This is a genomic window from Flavobacterium sp. ZB4R12, from assembly GCF_048276375.1.
GTDB classification, from domain to species: domain Bacteria; phylum Bacteroidota; class Bacteroidia; order Flavobacteriales; family Flavobacteriaceae; genus Flavobacterium; species Flavobacterium gawalongense.
Window position 1 is genome coordinate 19528 of the sequence record NZ_JBLNKS010000021.1, and the last position, 14965, is coordinate 34492.

At 31.5% G+C, this 14965-nt stretch carries 15 protein-coding genes; 9 read left to right on the plus strand and 6 right to left on the minus strand.

What is annotated here, in order from left to right; translation table 11 throughout:
- Nucleotides 1-7: 7 nt before the first annotated feature.
- The gene (gene can, locus ACNO7W_RS14695; protein ID WP_143388063.1) at nucleotides 8-643 is read right to left on the minus strand and encodes a carbonate dehydratase; all 636 of its coding nucleotides are present in this window, start codon (nucleotides 641-643) and stop codon (nucleotides 8-10) included.
- 281 nt (nucleotides 644-924) lie between these two features.
- Between can and ACNO7W_RS14700 the strand changes: the two genes are divergently transcribed.
- Complete coding sequence (locus ACNO7W_RS14700; RefSeq protein ID WP_143388062.1) at nucleotides 925-1866, plus strand: LysR substrate-binding domain-containing protein; 942 nt, start codon at nucleotides 925-927, stop codon at nucleotides 1864-1866.
- A gap of 38 nt (nucleotides 1867-1904) precedes the next feature.
- Here ACNO7W_RS14700 and ACNO7W_RS14705 read toward each other — a convergent pair whose 3' ends face one another.
- Nucleotides 1905-2102, minus strand: a complete 198-nt coding sequence (locus ACNO7W_RS14705; RefSeq protein WP_143388061.1) for a hypothetical protein — start codon at nucleotides 2100-2102, stop codon at nucleotides 1905-1907.
- Nucleotides 2103-2249: 147 nt separating this feature from the next.
- Nucleotides 2250-2912, minus strand: a complete 663-nt coding sequence (gene mnmD / locus ACNO7W_RS14710; protein ID WP_417938693.1) for a tRNA (5-methylaminomethyl-2-thiouridine)(34)-methyltransferase MnmD — start codon at nucleotides 2910-2912, stop codon at nucleotides 2250-2252.
- A gap of 307 nt (nucleotides 2913-3219) precedes the next feature.
- Between mnmD and ACNO7W_RS14715 the strand changes: the two genes are divergently transcribed.
- Nucleotides 3220-4287 (plus strand): branched-chain amino acid aminotransferase, encoded by a 1068-nt coding sequence (locus ACNO7W_RS14715; protein WP_143388059.1) that lies wholly within the window; start codon nucleotides 3220-3222, stop codon nucleotides 4285-4287.
- Nucleotides 4288-4362: 75 nt separating this feature from the next.
- Here the strand turns inward: ACNO7W_RS14715 and ACNO7W_RS14720 are convergent, their stop codons facing one another.
- Complete coding sequence (locus ACNO7W_RS14720) at nucleotides 4363-4752, minus strand: hypothetical protein (protein WP_417938694.1); 390 nt, start codon at nucleotides 4750-4752, stop codon at nucleotides 4363-4365.
- 81 nt (nucleotides 4753-4833) lie between these two features.
- Here ACNO7W_RS14720 and ACNO7W_RS14725 point away from each other — a divergent pair, with 81 nt between their 5' ends.
- Nucleotides 4834-5022, plus strand: a complete 189-nt coding sequence (locus ACNO7W_RS14725) for a hypothetical protein (RefSeq protein ID WP_143388057.1) — start codon at nucleotides 4834-4836, stop codon at nucleotides 5020-5022.
- Nucleotides 5023-5113: 91 nt separating this feature from the next.
- Here ACNO7W_RS14725 and ACNO7W_RS14730 read toward each other — a convergent pair whose 3' ends face one another.
- Nucleotides 5114-7150, minus strand: coding sequence for a dipeptidyl-peptidase 3 family protein (locus ACNO7W_RS14730; RefSeq protein ID WP_417938695.1), 2037 nt, complete (start codon nucleotides 7148-7150; stop codon nucleotides 5114-5116).
- Between the two features lie 292 nt (nucleotides 7151-7442).
- Between ACNO7W_RS14730 and ACNO7W_RS14735 the strand changes: the two genes are divergently transcribed.
- The 4 genes from ACNO7W_RS14735 to ACNO7W_RS14750 all read left to right on the plus strand — a co-directional run bounded on the left by ACNO7W_RS14735 (nucleotide 7443) and on the right by ACNO7W_RS14750 (nucleotide 10190).
- Nucleotides 7443-8633 carry an SRPBCC family protein gene (locus ACNO7W_RS14735; protein WP_417938696.1) on the plus strand — a complete coding sequence of 397 codons (1191 nt, stop codon included), beginning with the start codon at nucleotides 7443-7445 and terminating at the stop codon, nucleotides 8631-8633.
- Nucleotides 8634-8697: 64 nt separating this feature from the next.
- Nucleotides 8698-9240 carry an RNA polymerase sigma factor gene (locus tag ACNO7W_RS14740; protein WP_143388054.1) on the plus strand — a complete coding sequence of 181 codons (543 nt, stop codon included), beginning with the start codon at nucleotides 8698-8700 and terminating at the stop codon, nucleotides 9238-9240.
- A 33-nt stretch (nucleotides 9241-9273) separates the two neighbouring features.
- Nucleotides 9274-9687, plus strand: a complete 414-nt coding sequence (locus ACNO7W_RS14745; protein WP_143388053.1) for a hypothetical protein — start codon at nucleotides 9274-9276, stop codon at nucleotides 9685-9687.
- A 44-nt stretch (nucleotides 9688-9731) separates the two neighbouring features.
- The gene (locus ACNO7W_RS14750) at nucleotides 9732-10190 is read left to right on the plus strand and encodes a sensor of ECF-type sigma factor (RefSeq protein WP_417938697.1); all 459 of its coding nucleotides are present in this window, start codon (nucleotides 9732-9734) and stop codon (nucleotides 10188-10190) included.
- A 66-nt stretch (nucleotides 10191-10256) separates the two neighbouring features.
- Here ACNO7W_RS14750 and ACNO7W_RS14755 read toward each other — a convergent pair whose 3' ends face one another.
- Entirely contained in the window at nucleotides 10257-11321 is a 1065-nt protein-coding gene (locus ACNO7W_RS14755; protein WP_417938698.1) for a WD40/YVTN/BNR-like repeat-containing protein, read from the minus strand.
- Between the two features lie 114 nt (nucleotides 11322-11435).
- Between ACNO7W_RS14755 and ACNO7W_RS14760 the strand changes: the two genes are divergently transcribed.
- Together ACNO7W_RS14760 and ACNO7W_RS14765 are read left to right on the plus strand one after the other, a co-directional pair.
- Nucleotides 11436-12827, plus strand: a complete 1392-nt coding sequence (locus ACNO7W_RS14760) for a hypothetical protein (protein ID WP_417938699.1) — start codon at nucleotides 11436-11438, stop codon at nucleotides 12825-12827.
- A gap of 124 nt (nucleotides 12828-12951) precedes the next feature.
- Nucleotides 12952-14913, plus strand: a complete 1962-nt coding sequence (locus tag ACNO7W_RS14765) for a KUP/HAK/KT family potassium transporter (RefSeq protein ID WP_417938700.1) — start codon at nucleotides 12952-12954, stop codon at nucleotides 14911-14913.
- The last annotated feature ends 52 nt before the right edge of the window (nucleotides 14914-14965 follow it).

Consider the following 14965-nt stretch of genomic DNA (forward strand, 5'->3'; position numbering starts at 1 on the left):
ATTTTTTTTAAAATTTTAATTGGTATACATTATCCAAATCTTTATCGGAACTGACATTGACATCCAAATCAGTTACAAATCCAGAATTCAATCCGTATGCCCAACCGTGTAATGTTAATTCTTGTCCGTTTTTCCAAGCTGATTGCACAATAGAAGTTTTAGCCAAATCAAATACTTGCTCCTTCACATTAATTTCTACAAAAGCATTAAATCGCTCATTTTCATCAGTAATCGAATCCAAATATTCGTTATGCAAACGATATACATCTTTTATATGTCGAATCCAATTGTCAATAATCCCAATAGATTCATTACCCATAGCAGCTTTTATACCACCACAGCCATAATGACCACAAACAAGTACATGTTTTACTTTCAAAACATTCACGGCATAATCCAAAACACTTAACATATTCATGTCGGAATGGATTACCATATTGGCAATGTTTCGATGAACAAAAACCTCTCCTGGTTTTGCACCAACGATTTCATTTGCTGGAACCCTACTATCCGAACAACCTATCCATAATAATGGTGGTGTTTGTCCTTTGGCTAAATCTTCAAAATAATTTGGATCACTAGCTAAAGAAGTTTCGACCCATTTTTTATTATTTTCTAATATTTTTTTATAAAAATCGCTCATAAAGAATACTGTCTTTGTTGAATCAAATGTAAAATAAAATTAATCGTTTTATTTACTTAAAAAAAATCATTCTCAATTTTATTGATTATTTCACATATACTTTAGTATTGTTACAATTAATTCAGATTCTTTAACGGGTAATCCTAAAATATTTATTTTCATTAATATTGAGTTTTTTATATAATTTCTTTCAAATGTAAATTTAGCATAAGTTTTTAATAGAAAACACTATAGTAAAAAGTTATAGTTTTACTAAATTTACATCAGAAATTATTATAAACATGACAATCACTCAATTAAAATATGTTTTGGCTGTAGCCGAACATAAAAATTTCACTCTTGCTGCCGAAAAATGTTTTGTAACTCAGCCTACTTTGAGCATGCAAATTCAGAAAATAGAGGAAGAATTAAGCATTCAAATATTCGATCGTACAAAAAAACCAATTCAGCTCACGGATATTGGACAAAAAATTGTCAATCAAGCTAAAAACATTGTTAATGAAGCGGATAGAATTCAAGACATCGTTGAACAACAAAAAGGGTTTATTGGCGGCGAATTTAGATTAGGAATAATTCCTACTATTATGCCTACCTTATTACCCATGTTTTTGAGTAATTTTATAAAAAAATATCCCAAAGTAAAGCTCATCATCGAAGAGTTAAACACGGAAGAGATTATTACAAAACTCAATAACGGACATCTTGATGCTGCCATTGCGGCAACTCCTTTGTTGGAAGAAAAAATTAAAGAAATTGTTTTGTACTTTGAACCTTTTGTAGCTTACATTCCGGAGAGTCATCATAATTTCCAAAAAGAAGAAATAGAAGTCTCCGATTTAAACTTAGATGAGATTCTACTATTGCAGGACGGACATTGTTTTCGCGATGGAATTTTGAACTTATGCAAAAATACCGGTAAAAATGAAATCAATCATTTTCAAATAGAAAGCGGAAGTTTTGAAACTTTAATAAAATTGGCCGATGAAGGTTTAGGAACTACATTACTACCCTATTTGCATACTTTAGATTTGAAAGAATCTGACAAAATAAAGCTACGCCATTTTAAGGAACCAAAACCTGCACGAGAAGTCAGCTTGATTTTCCCAAAAAGCGAATTGAAAATTCAGATAATTAATGCACTTAGAAGTACAATTGCAGGTGTTATAAAAGGAGCAATTGTTTTTCAAAATGTCCAAATTATTAGTCCACTTCAAAAAAAATAAAATAAAAAAAGGAACCGATTTAAGGTTCCTTTTTTTATTTATGAATTTACGATTAGTAAACATTGTTTTAATTCTGGTTTTCCAATCGTGAAATTTAACAACCATTCTCGTAATTGTTCCATTTCGTATGGTAATAACGTTTTAATCGCTTTTTCTAATTCTTTGCAAAAAAGCATCGGGTCAAAACTTACTCTTTCAAGTACTGATTTTGTGTAATCGAACATAATTTTCGACATAATAAATTAAGATTTGGGTTATCAATTTTTATTAACTATTGTAAAAATACATTTTTTTAATACACAACATGACTAATTAACATTCTTTTTTATTTTTTTTTTCAACTATAAAAAAGCAATTTATAAACTATAAATCTCCGTGTTTTATTATTTTTTTTTGGCACGAAACATTTCTCTTTTCCCAGGAGGGCCTTCTAGTTTCTCGACAGTAAAGCCTACTTCTATCATACTCCTTTTTACAACACCTCGAGCTGCATAAGTAACCAAAACTCCTTTTGGTTTAAGGCTATTATACATTTTTTCAAAAATTGCGGTACTCCATAATTCCGGCTGGACTCTATATCCAAAAGCGTCAAAATAGATTAAATCAAATTTTTCTAAATCATCAATTTCTTCAAAAAATTGTTTTCTTTTTGTCAATAAAAAATCATTGCTCAAAACAATCTGTTCTCCCCAATTACTTTCATGCATTTTTTTAAACACAGCACTTTCACTGCCCGCATTCAGCTCATCAACATAATTCATAGATACAACTTCCTCTGCTGATATCGGATAGGCCTCCACTCCTACATAATCGATCGATTGATTCATTTTTCGTGCTTCCAGAAAAGTGATAAACGCATTCAAACCTGTTCCAAAACCAATTTCTAAAATAGAAATTTGTCTGTTTTGAAATAAAGACAATCCATTTTTGATAAAAACGTGTTGCGCTTCCTGTATTGCCCCGTGTTTAGAATGATAACATTCATCCCATTCCTGTAAATGAATAGTTGTGGAACCGTCAAGTGTTTGGATTATTTCTCTTTTCAAAATTATAATTTGAGGTTGTTCTTAGTTTAATAGCTTTATCAGACGGTCAAATTTAATCAAAACTAAAACGTAATAGTCTCAAAAAATCTATATTTTTTATAAATTTCATATAAATTGACTCTATTTATTTCCATTTTTTAAAATATAAACAAATCACAGTTAAATGCTATAATTAATGGAATAATCATAAGTATTTCAGTGATTTTTATTTAATTTTGCAAACATTAAAGTTCGCTTTGTAAAAAACCAAAGATTTTAATACTCAAGCATATCACTTATAAAAAATAAAAATAAACAATACCTTATTATGAGTACAACTCAAACTAGCAAAATTGAAATAATTAAAGCTCCTACTTCAAAAATAAATGAAGTAGATTTTGAAAACTTAAGCTTTGGTTCTGTTTTTACAGATCATTTATTCGAATGTGATTTTAAAAATGGGGAATGGCAAAAACCGGTCATTAAGCCTTACGCTCCTTTTTTGTTAGATCCGTCTACAAGAGTTTTTCATTATGGCCAAGCTATTTTTGAAGGTATGAAAGCATACAAAGATGACAATAATGACATTTGGCTTTTTAGACCTGATGAAAATTACAACCGTTTCAATAAATCTGCTGTAAGAATGGCTATGCCAGAAGTTCCGGAAGATGTATTTATGAATGGTCTAAATCAATTGTTACAATTAGATGAAGCTTGGATAAAAAAAGGAAAAGGAAATTCCATGTATATTAGACCGTTTATGATTGCTACAGGCACTGGAGTAATTGCAAATCCATCAGATGATTATAAATTCATGATTATTTTGTCTCCTGTATCAGCTTATTATTCTGGTGATGTTAAAGTACTTATTGCGGAACATTTTAGTAGAGCTGCAAATGGAGGAATAGGAGCTGCAAAAGCTGCCGGAAATTATGCTGCGCAGTTTTACCCTACCGACTTAGCTAATAAAGAAGGATTTCAACAAGTAATTTGGACTGATGATGCAACGCATACCAAACTTGAAGAAGCAGGTACAATGAATGTATTTTTTAGAATAAACGACACTTTACTAACTGCTCCTGTAAGCGAAAGAATTCTTGATGGTGTAACCCGAAAAACGCTAATTGATTTAGCAAAAAGTGAAGGCATAAATGTAGAAATTCGTCCCGTTTTAGTTTCAGAACTTGTTGAAGCTTCTGAAAATGGAACTTTGAAAGAAATATTTGGAGCCGGAACCGCTGCGGTGGTAAGTCCAATTTCTGGATTCTCTTATAAAGATGTTTATCATGAATTACCAAAAATTGAAAACGCTATAGCATTACAATTAAAAGATAAATTGACCAATATCCAAAATAAATTGGAGGAAGATACTTTTGGTTGGACTGTTAAAGTGTAAATTTCCTGATTTCTAGATTATAAAAAAAGCGATTTTCATACTGAAAATCGCTTTTTTTATGTCTTATTTGAACCGTTATCCATTCTCCAATATTTTAGAAAAATCTGGTTTGAAATAATTAGGCCCTTTCATTACCTTACCGTCTTCACGGTAAATAGGTTTTCCATCTTCGTCTAACTTACTCATATTACTGCGTTGAATTTCGTCAAAAACTTCTTCAATTTTATGTTGCAAGCCATGCTCAATAATAGTTCCACATAGAATATACATCATATCTCCTAGTGCGTCTGCAATTTCTACTAAGTCATTATTTTGAACTGCTTCCAGATATTCTTCGTTTTCCTCTTTCATCAGGTTGTATCGAAGAGTGTACTTACTTTCTCCTAAATTAGCAGTAGGAATTTCACTATGCCCTATTTTAAATGCAGTATGAAATTCCTTAACTGAGTTTATTTGTTTTTGCATATTTTTATTTTATTAAATGAAAAGGCAAATTAGCAACTATTTCTAAACAATTAACTAAATTTGCCTGAAATAATTTAAAATATGTTTAGTCAAGGACAATTAGTGTTTGCAGGCTGTTTTTTTGTTGCTTTTGTTATTGCAGCAATTTATGCCTACCGAAAAGATTTAAGAATACATAAAGAGTTTTATAAAGGTAATTACAAGATATTAGTAGGTTTCTTAATTTTTATTGGAATTCTGTTTATGATAAAAATATTTTTTAAACGTTAAAATCTTTATTTTGGAATAAAAAATAACCCCAAATAGCGTCTAACTTTTTGGGGTCAATTCAAAATGAGCATTTTTTATTTACACTATACTTCTAGTTTTCCGAAGGCAAAAACCCAAAGGTTTTAGAATATTTCAACATTTGTTCCGCAAATGTTTTCGGTTGCTGTACTTCTATCGAAATAATTCTACCTTTTTTATCTAACTTTGGAACCAATACTGGATTTACAAAACCACTATAAGCAGCAGGAGCAAATTGTTTATTACGCGCTAAAACTTCGGCATGCAATTTCTGATCTACTTTTACACCATAATTTTCCACTAATGCTTTTCCTGCGTTAAAATCACCTTCTGATTTGATTCGTTGCACTTCTCTTAGCAATTGCCCAAATAAATCATGTAGTTTTTCATAATCCGTAATATTGAAATACGTTTTTCCATCGCGAGTAATTTTCTCAATAACATTGTCATTTTTTCCTTTTTCAAAAACCCAGGCACTAACCCACTGGCGATTTCTCATATGTGATTCTTCAATATTAGCACCTAATTCTAAACGTACCAATTGCATCATTAATCCATTTCTGATATAATTATTATAAGACTCCATCCCCAGTTTTTTCCAATCATCAACTAATCCTAATTCTTGTAATTTTGGGTTATACAAATAATATAATCCCACTAGATCCGCTCTTCCTTCTTCAAGTGTTGAGGCATAGCTTTTCAACGATTCTTTTGGAGTTCCCACTCCCGGATTAATTTGTCCTGAGGCATGACCAACTACTTCGTGTAAAGCAGTATGCATCTTACCTCCTATTTCTCCATATTTTTTTGCCAAGACAATTTCTTCTTCGTCATTTGCAAATTCCTCTAATTTTCCTTTTCCGGCAGCTTTAGCGTACGAATCAATAATATTACTTAAAGAAACGGATTTCGAACCATGTTCAGCACGAATCCAATCTGCATTAGGAAGATTTACTCCAATAGGTGTACTTGGTGATGCATCACCTGATTCTCCTGCTACAATAACCGTTTTATAAGAAACCCCTACTACATTTTTCTTTTTATGTTCTGGCATCAATGGAGAATTATCTTCAAACCATTGAGCGTTTTTGGACACTACTTCCATTTTTGCCGACATGTCAAAATCTTTTATCTGAACGATTCCTTCATAAGAACCTCTGTATCCTAACGGATCATTGTAAACTTCGACAAAACCATTGATGTAGTCTATATTTCCTTCAGTTGCATGCACCCAAGCAATGTTATAGTCATCCCAAGTTTTCAAACTACCTGTTTTGTAATAACTTATCAGTAATCCTAAAGCATCCGCTTGTTTTTTATTCTCGGCAACAATTTTGGCTTTTTCTAACCAAAAAATAACTTTATCGATAGCCGCTCCATACATACCGCCACTTTTCCAAACTTTTTCTACTAATTGTCCTTTTGCATTGCGAACTAATTTAGAATTCAAACCATAAGAATATGGCTTTTTAGGATCTGGACTTTTTTTCTTAGCATAGAAATCTTCCGTTTCTTTTAATGAAATTCCTTTTCCGTAAAAGTTAATTGCGGAGCCTTCCAATAAACCTTTCGATTCATCAAGATTAACTTTTTTTGCATCAATATCATTAAAGATAATTGCTGCAATAGTTGGTGACAAAGCTGTTTTAGTCGCTTTCATCAAACCATCGAAATAGGCTGCAGAAAAACCTGGCTTAATTTTATCACTGGAATAATGATGGTGTATTCCATTTGAAAACCAAACCCTTTTAAGATAAATTTCAAAATTTTTCCAGTCTTCGGAGGTTTTATCCCCTTTATAATTTTTGTAAATATTCTCTAACGCTTTTCTGATTTTTAGATTGTATTTATAATTTTGGTCCCACATTATATCACGACCCGAAGTTCCGGCTTGTGTCAAATAATAAACTAATCTTTGCTCTTTTAGGGTAAGATTTTCCCAACCTGGAATTTGATAACGCAACACTTTAATGTCTGCAAATTGCTCTACAACATAATCAAAAGAGTCCTTTTCTGTCATTTTTACTTCAACTTTTTTTGTTATTTGTGCACTACAAATAGCAGAAATAGCAAGAGTAATTAAAACACTTGAAATTTTAAGTAATTTCATTATTAATTATATTTAGGGGTTAAATGAACTATTATTCAACAAATATACAGATTCTTTAAATAAATAATAAAAAACCATCTCCCAAATTTTCGTTATTACGATGCAACTAAAATAGCCATTATACTTTCAATCCAATATTTTTTTGAATTCAGAGTTTATAAAATGGAAATTAAGTTTCAAAAAAATTATTCAAATTACAACGAACTAAAAGAACCTCTTTTATAATTTTTTGATACTTATTCAACTATATTAATAAAATTTTTAACTTTACAAGTTAAAACAGCCTATTACCATGAGGATTTTAAAATATCTATTTCTTTTACTATTACTTAGCTTAGTTGCACTATCCATTTTTATTGCAACACAAAAAGGAGATTTTACTGTAGAAAGAAGCAAAGTCATTAATTCCCCAAAATCAGCAGTGTTTAATTTTGTCAATGATTTTAAAAATTGGGAAGACTTTGGTTCATGGGCCGTAGAAGATCCTGAGATAAAAATAACGTATCCTCAAAATACTATTGGAAAAGGCGCCTCTTATTCATGGGAAGGAAAAAGTGGCAGTGGTGAAATCAAAACAATTTTTGTAAAAGAAAATGACAGCATTTCTCAAAAAATGAATTCTGATGGTACGATGTCTGATGTTTTTTGGAGTTTTAAAGACACTGTCGGAGGAACTAAAGTAACTTGGAGAACAAAAGGAAAAATGAGCTTTCTTTTTAAAATATATTCTGCTTTCAATGGTGGTGTTGAAAAAATTATCGGTGGCCTATATGAAAAAAGCTTAGCCAACTTAGACAAAACTCTTGATTATGAAATAAATACTTATTCAGTAAAAGTGGAAGGTTTGGTAAAAAAACCCGAGACTTTTTATTTGCATCAAACTTTTACCAGCAAAATTTCTAGTATTATTAAAAATTACAAAATCGTTTCTCCAAAAATAATACTCTTCTGTGAAAAAAATAATCTTACAATCACAGGAAAACCCTTTATACTATACCACACTTATGATGTGGTAAACGGACTTGCCAAAATATCTATTTGTGTACCAATTAAAGATCAAATTTTCACAAGCGAAGGGAGTGATCTTTATTCCGGAAAATTAGAAGCATTCGAAGCGGTAAAAACCATTTTAACTGGCGACTATTCCCACAGGCAAAAAGCTTTGGATAAAACATCCCAGTATCTTAACGCCAATCGACTGGCACATGACGCCGCATTTTCACATCTCGAAATGTACTCCACAAGCAAAACTGAAATAAAAAATCCATCAAAATGGGTTACTGAAATTTATTATCCAATAAAACCAAAAGTCGAAGCAGTTAAAATTTATAAACCAGCAGTTATAAAAGCTGATGAAGTAATAAAAACAGAACCGGTTGTAAAAACTAATGAAGCTATAAAAACGGAACCAGTTGTAAAACCTAAACAGGTTATAAAAAAACCAACTCCAATAAAAAAAGAAGAGGAACAATCTGAATTTTAATATTTTTTTGATAACAGATTAAACCTATTTGATAAATTCTATTCTAATCAGATAAACAATAGCTTTGCAAGAGGAAAAGGAATTTATTCAAAAACTATTGAACCCTAAAACGCAAAATGATGCGTTTCAACAACTCTTGCAGGACTATCAAAGACCGCTGTACAACCACATTCGTAATATCGTCTTGAGTCATGATGATGCCGATGATATTTTGCAAAATACTTTTATAAAAGTATTTCAACATTTAAAAAACTTCAAAGGCGACAGCAAACTTTTTTCATGGATGTATCGCATTGCCACTAATGAAGCGCTAACTTTTTTGAATCAAAAAGCAAAAATTAACGGAATATCGTCTGAAACATTACAAAACAAAGCCATTGACAATCTAAAAGCCGATGTATTTTTTGACGGAAATGAAATTCAAATAAAATTACAAAAAGCCATTGCCGTTTTACCCGAAAAACAACAATTAGTTTTCAAAATGAAATATTTTGAAGAATTAAAATATGAAGAAATATCAGAAATTCTAGGAACATCAGTAGGTGCTTTGAAAGCATCTTATCATCATGCCGTAAAAAAAATTGAAGCCTTTGTAACGGCAAATTAAACCTTTTATATTTAATTAAGTCTAATGAGTATTATGAAAGCATTTAAATTAGAAAACGAACCTAAAATTGAGTCAGGATTTAAAACTCCAGATCATTATTTTGAAAATTTTTCAACCAAAATGATGGAGCAATTGCCTGTAAGCGAGCCGAAAGTAATTTCTATTTTTCAAAAAAGAAAAACTCTAATTATGATGGTTGCAGCAGTATTAGTACTTGCATTGATGATTCCAATTTTGACCCCCTCTTCAACAAACACAAAAGAGCTGGATTCAACTACTTTAGAAAATTACATAGCGTATCAATCTAATATGAATCAATATGATTTGATTAGTGTATTAGAGCCCGAAGATATTAATAACATTAACTCAACTGTTGTTTTAGAAGATGAAGCCTTAGAAGATCTTTTAACTACAAATTCCAACTTAGAACATCTTATTTTAGAATAAAAAAATGCTTTTTTCCAAGTTAAAATTAAACAAAAAATAAAAAAATGAACTTTAAAAAACTATTCCCAATACTGCTACTATTCGTTTCTTTTAATTTTTACGCACAAGGCGAAAAAATGAAAGAAAAAAAAGAACAAATTAAAGCTTTGAAAGTAGCTTTTCTGACCACCGAATTAGATTTAACAGCTAATGAAGCAGAGAAATTCTGGCCAATCTACAATACATTTGATGATAAACAATTTGAATTGAGACATCAAAAAATGAAGACTTTCATGAGAAAAATGAATGATGGTTCTTTGGATAAAATGACTGAAAAAGAAGCAAATACTTTTTTGACTCAAATGGAAAGTACTGAGGAAGAGTTATTTCTGCTAAGAAAAAAATTCATGCAAAATTTGAAAGGAATATTTCCTGCTGTGAAAATCATAAAACTTAGAAAAGCTGAAGAGGATTTCAATAGAAAATTGTTACAACAATATCGCAGCAAAGGTCCAAAAAGATAATATCTTTTTATTTATTAGTTCAAAAAAAACACCCTAAGTACTAAACAAAAAGCATTTCGGGTGTTTTTATTTTTTGAAATTTAAGCGAATCATTTTATTTTTTCCTGCTGCAATAGCAGTATTTTCATCCATAAACCGAATCGTAAAAAGACTGGAATCCGCAGATAACTGTTTCCATGAATTACCACTATCCGAAGAATAATATAATCCGGATGCACCTACTGAAACTAATTCCGTCCCATTACTATTTGGAACATATTGTACACAGGAAGCAGATCCAAAACCTAGATTTTCAGCAATTAATTCCCAAGTTTTTCCTCCATTCGTTGTGGATGCTTTATTTCCAGAATTTTGTTCCGGAACTTCATAATTTCCACCAGCGACAAATCCTTTTTTGAAATCATAAAAATCGGCGGTGAAAATTCCAGTCATGGTTTTTCCTTGAACAATTGGTGTATCATAAACTTCCCAAGTCTTTCCTTTATCAGGTGAGTAAAAAACTCTGGCTTTTTTTCCTCCAGAAACAACCCATGCTTTATCTCCTTTTGTAACAATATTTGTATTGCTTGCCGCAAAAGCTGCTTCCCCGTCAGTCACTTTTGGCAATTTGCTCGACGGAATTTTATTCCATGAATTTCCACCGTCACGAGTGATTAGTATTGAAAGACAATCGGATATTGGATCTCCTATAGCTATTCCTTCTTTATCATTCCAAAATTGCATACTATCATAAAATACTTTTTCGTGATTTTCCTGATAGACCAATTTTATTTCTGAACCATCTTTAGAAATTCTATATAGCAAAGCCGGATTGGAAACATTAAGGATAAAAACAGCTGAAGACGTTTGTGCAATACTTCTAAATTCAAACTTCAAACTATCATTCTCAATCCTGTTTTCATTTTTTTTATCTTTCTCCAAATCATAAAAACCAAATCTTGATTCATCAGCAGCATACCAAACTTTATTTGCATCAATAAGAATGGCTCTAATGCTCATTTTATCTTGAAACAGTGTGTCAATTTGAATGGACTGAAAACTTGTGTTATTTAATTTCTCAGCAACATAACCACCTGTTTTACAAGACATAAAAACAATTAAAAACAACACAATTAAAAAAATATTTCTCATTTTATATGATTTTTATGACGAATTTACAATTAAAAATGTTAATACCAATGGACGTTTAATTTATTGGCACAGTAATTGAATATTCAGAAAACATTAAACTTAATAACATTAATTATGAAAACGAAACTACTCCTTTTAAGTCTATTGACTTCTGTTTTCGCAACACAAATACAAGCGCAAGATAGAACAACAATAAATGCCATGAATTCTGAGATTAGTGATAACTTAGATTTACGTGCGGTTGCATCAATTTTTGGGGATTCGAGAGATCTTCAGGATTTCGAAAGACGGTTAAATGACCCAAAGCTTCAAATATCAAATTTGGATTTAAATAATGACAATGAAGTTGATTATTTACGCGTAATTGAAACCGTAGAAAATCGAACTCACGTAATCATCATTCAATCTGTTCTTGATCGCGAGGTATATCAAGATGTTGCTACAATTGACGTTGAGAAAGACAGATACAACAATATTCACGTACAAGTTGTAGGCGATGTGTACATGTATGGTCAAAATTACATTTACGAGCCTGTGTATTACAGCACACCGCTTATTTATGCTTCTTTCTGGAGTTCTAATTACCGTCCTTATTATTCAACTTGGAATTGGGGATATTATCCTTCTTATTATTATGCATGGAATCCATTCCCGGTTTTCAGATATAGAAATAACATCAACATTAGTTTAAACATAAATAACAATTACAATTATGTTAACTACAGAAGAAGTAATCGAGCGGTAGAATTATATAGCACCAGACGTTCAAATGGCTATGAAAGACAACATCCAAATCATGCTTTTTCAAGAAGAAATTCTCAAGTAACAAATCGTTATGAATTAGACCAAAGAAGAGGTGTTAGAAATGTTGATACAAGAAACGAAAAAGGGTATTCTCAAAGCAGAACGAATCCTTCCAGAGAAGCAGCGCCACAAAGAACTAATTCACAAAGAGATTATTCTCAAAACAGAACAAATCCTTCCAGAGAAGCAGTGCCACAAAGAGCTAATTCACAAAGAGACTATTCTCAAAACAGAACAAGTCCTTCAAGAGAAGCAGCCCCACAAAGAACTAATTCACAAAGAGACTATTCTCAAAACAGAACAAATCCTTCCAGAGAAGCAGCCCCACAAAGAACTAATTCACAAAGAGATTATTCTCAAAACAGAACAAATCCTTCCAGAGAAGCAGCGCCACAAAAAACTAATTCACAAAGAGATTATTCTCAAAACAGAACAAATCCTTCCAGAGAAGCTGCCCCACAAAGAGCAGAATCTCAAAGAGACTATTCTCAAAACAGAGCGAATCCTTCCAGAGAAGCTGCCCCACAAAGAGCAGAATCACAAAGAGACTATTCTCAAAACAGAGCGAATCCTTCCAGAGAAGCTGCCCCACAAAGAGCAGAATCTCAAAACAGAGGTAACTCTTCAAGAGAATCAGCTCCGCAAAGAACAGAAAATCAAAGAGGTAATTCTTCTTCAAGAAATGACAACAGAAGATCATAAAAAAATTCTGCATTAAATCAAAAACACGGCTGTGACAGCCGTGCTTTTTTTTGTCATTTTATTAAATAAACAGCCCTAATTTATTTTAAAAGTGTAAATTTGACAAGTTTTTTAAAAAATATACATGAGCGCATCGCACAAAGACTTGCATACTAAATTGACATTAGGCGGGTTATTAGTTTCATTAGGAATAATTTACGGTGATATAGGAACTTCACCATTATATGTAATGAGAGCCATACTGGGTGATCACATTATTAATGCCGAAGTTGTTTTAGGAGGCATTTCAGCTGTATTTTGGACACTTACGCTACAAACCACTATTAAATACGTAATCATTACCTTGAGTGCTGATAATCACGGTGAAGGTGGAATTTTTGCATTATATGCCTTAGTCAAAAAAACAAAAATTCAATGGCTGATTGTTCCCGCCATTATTGGAGGAAGTGCCTTATTGGCCGATGGAATTATAACCCCCCCTATATCAGTATCCTCTGCCGTTGAAGGTATGAGAATTTTTTACCCAGAAATAAATACTATTCCTATAGTTATTGGAATTTTATTCATACTTTTTACTATACAGCAGTTTGGAACCAAACTTGTTGGTCGATTTTTTGCTCCAATGATGCTAATCTGGTTTAGTATGCTTGGAATTCTTGGACTAATACAGATTACAAAACATCCCGAAGTTTTTAAAGCCCTAAATCCGTATTATGCCTATCATCTATTGAGTATTCATCCTGAAGGTTTTTTTGTGTTAGGTGCCGTATTTTTATGTACCACAGGTGCCGAAGCATTGTACTCAGATATGGGACATTGCGGACGAAAAAATATTAGAATTAGCTGGATATTTGTAAAAAGTACTTTGGTTCTAAACTATTTTGGTCAAGCAGCCTATTTGATTCATCATGAAGGGGAAACATTGTTAAGTTTAGGCGGAAAAAATGGAAACCCATTCTATTTAATAATGGCTGATTGGTTTCAGCCTATTGGAATTGTAATTGCAACTTCGGCTGCCGTAATTGCATCACAAGCATTGATTAGTGGTTCGTTTACTTTAATAAATGAAGCCATGCGATTAAATTTTTGGCCGAAAGTTAAAATTAAATATCCTACTGAACTAAAGGGACAATTGTATATTCCGTCCATAAACTGGTTGTTGTTTTTGGGGTGTGTTGGTATTGTATTGCACTTTGAAGAATCCAGTAATATGGAACATGCTTATGGTTTAGCAATCGTTTTATGTATGATTATGACCACCATTTTACTTAATTTTTATTTAATTATGAAAAGAGTAAAACTATATTTTATGATCCCCACAATTACCGTTTATCTGATTATTGAATTTTGTTTTCTTTTTGCTATTCTACCAAAATTTATAGATGGTGGTTATGTAACCCTTTTTATAGCCATAATACTAATATCAATTATGACAATTTGGTATTTAGCGAAGAAAATCAACAAGAGTTACACAAAAATTGTCAAAATTGAAGATTACAAAAAAGTACTTGTCGAATTAAGTGCTGATTTATCTATACCCAAATATGCTACACATTTAGTTTACATGACTAATGCCGGCAGAACGGATGAGATAGAAGAAAAAGTAATGTATTCCATTTTACAAAAAAGACCCAAAAGAGCCGATATTTATTGGTTTGTACACGTAAACATATTAACGGAACCTTATAAAACGGAATATAAAGTAACCGAAATGGTCAAAGATGATTTGTATCGAGTTGACTTTAATTTAGGGTTTAGAGAACCTACAAAAATAAACTTGATGTTTAAAGAAGTAATTAAAGACATGGTACAAAAAGGAGAAGTAGATATAACCAGCAGATATGAATCTTTGAATAAAAATAATATCATAGGTGATTTCAAATTTGTATTATCTGAAAAGTTCCTTTCTAATGATAGTGACTTAAGATGGTATGAAAAATTAATCATGAACTCCTATTTCTTTATTAAAAAACTAAGTTTATCTGAAGAAAGAGCCTTTGGTTTGGACAGCAGCTCTGTTAAAATAGAAAAATTTCCAATGGTGCTTCATGCTCCGGAAAATATAGGATTAACAAGAGTTAAATAACCTTTTTACATTTAAAAATTTTTAAAAAACACTGTTTTGATTACAGTGTTTT

Coding starts and splice junctions, on each gene's coding strand:
- ACNO7W_RS14700 (WP_143388062.1), top strand. CDS start 925: ATGACAATCACTCAATTAAAATATGTTTTGGCTGTAGCCGAACATAAA.
- ACNO7W_RS14735 (WP_417938696.1), top strand. CDS start 7,443: ATGAGGATTTTAAAATATCTATTTCTTTTACTATTACTTAGCTTAGTT.
- ACNO7W_RS14765 (WP_417938700.1), top strand. CDS start 12,952: ATGAGCGCATCGCACAAAGACTTGCATACTAAATTGACATTAGGCGGG.
- ACNO7W_RS14705 (WP_143388061.1), bottom strand. CDS start 2,102: ATGTCGAAAATTATGTTCGATTACACAAAATCAGTACTTGAAAGAGTA.
- ACNO7W_RS14745 (WP_143388053.1), top strand. CDS start 9,274: ATGAAAGCATTTAAATTAGAAAACGAACCTAAAATTGAGTCAGGATTT.
- ACNO7W_RS14755 (WP_417938698.1), bottom strand. CDS start 11,321: ATGAGAAATATTTTTTTAATTGTGTTGTTTTTAATTGTTTTTATGTCT.
- can (WP_143388063.1), bottom strand. CDS start 643: ATGAGCGATTTTTATAAAAAAATATTAGAAAATAATAAAAAATGGGTC.
- ACNO7W_RS14730 (WP_417938695.1), bottom strand. CDS start 7,150: ATGAAATTACTTAAAATTTCAAGTGTTTTAATTACTCTTGCTATTTCT.
- ACNO7W_RS14715 (WP_143388059.1), top strand. CDS start 3,220: ATGAGTACAACTCAAACTAGCAAAATTGAAATAATTAAAGCTCCTACT.
- ACNO7W_RS14750 (WP_417938697.1), top strand. CDS start 9,732: ATGAACTTTAAAAAACTATTCCCAATACTGCTACTATTCGTTTCTTTT.
- ACNO7W_RS14725 (WP_143388057.1), top strand. CDS start 4,834: ATGTTTAGTCAAGGACAATTAGTGTTTGCAGGCTGTTTTTTTGTTGCT.
- ACNO7W_RS14760 (WP_417938699.1), top strand. CDS start 11,436: ATGAAAACGAAACTACTCCTTTTAAGTCTATTGACTTCTGTTTTCGCA.
- ACNO7W_RS14720 (WP_417938694.1), bottom strand. CDS start 4,752: ATGCAAAAACAAATAAACTCAGTTAAGGAATTTCATACTGCATTTAAA.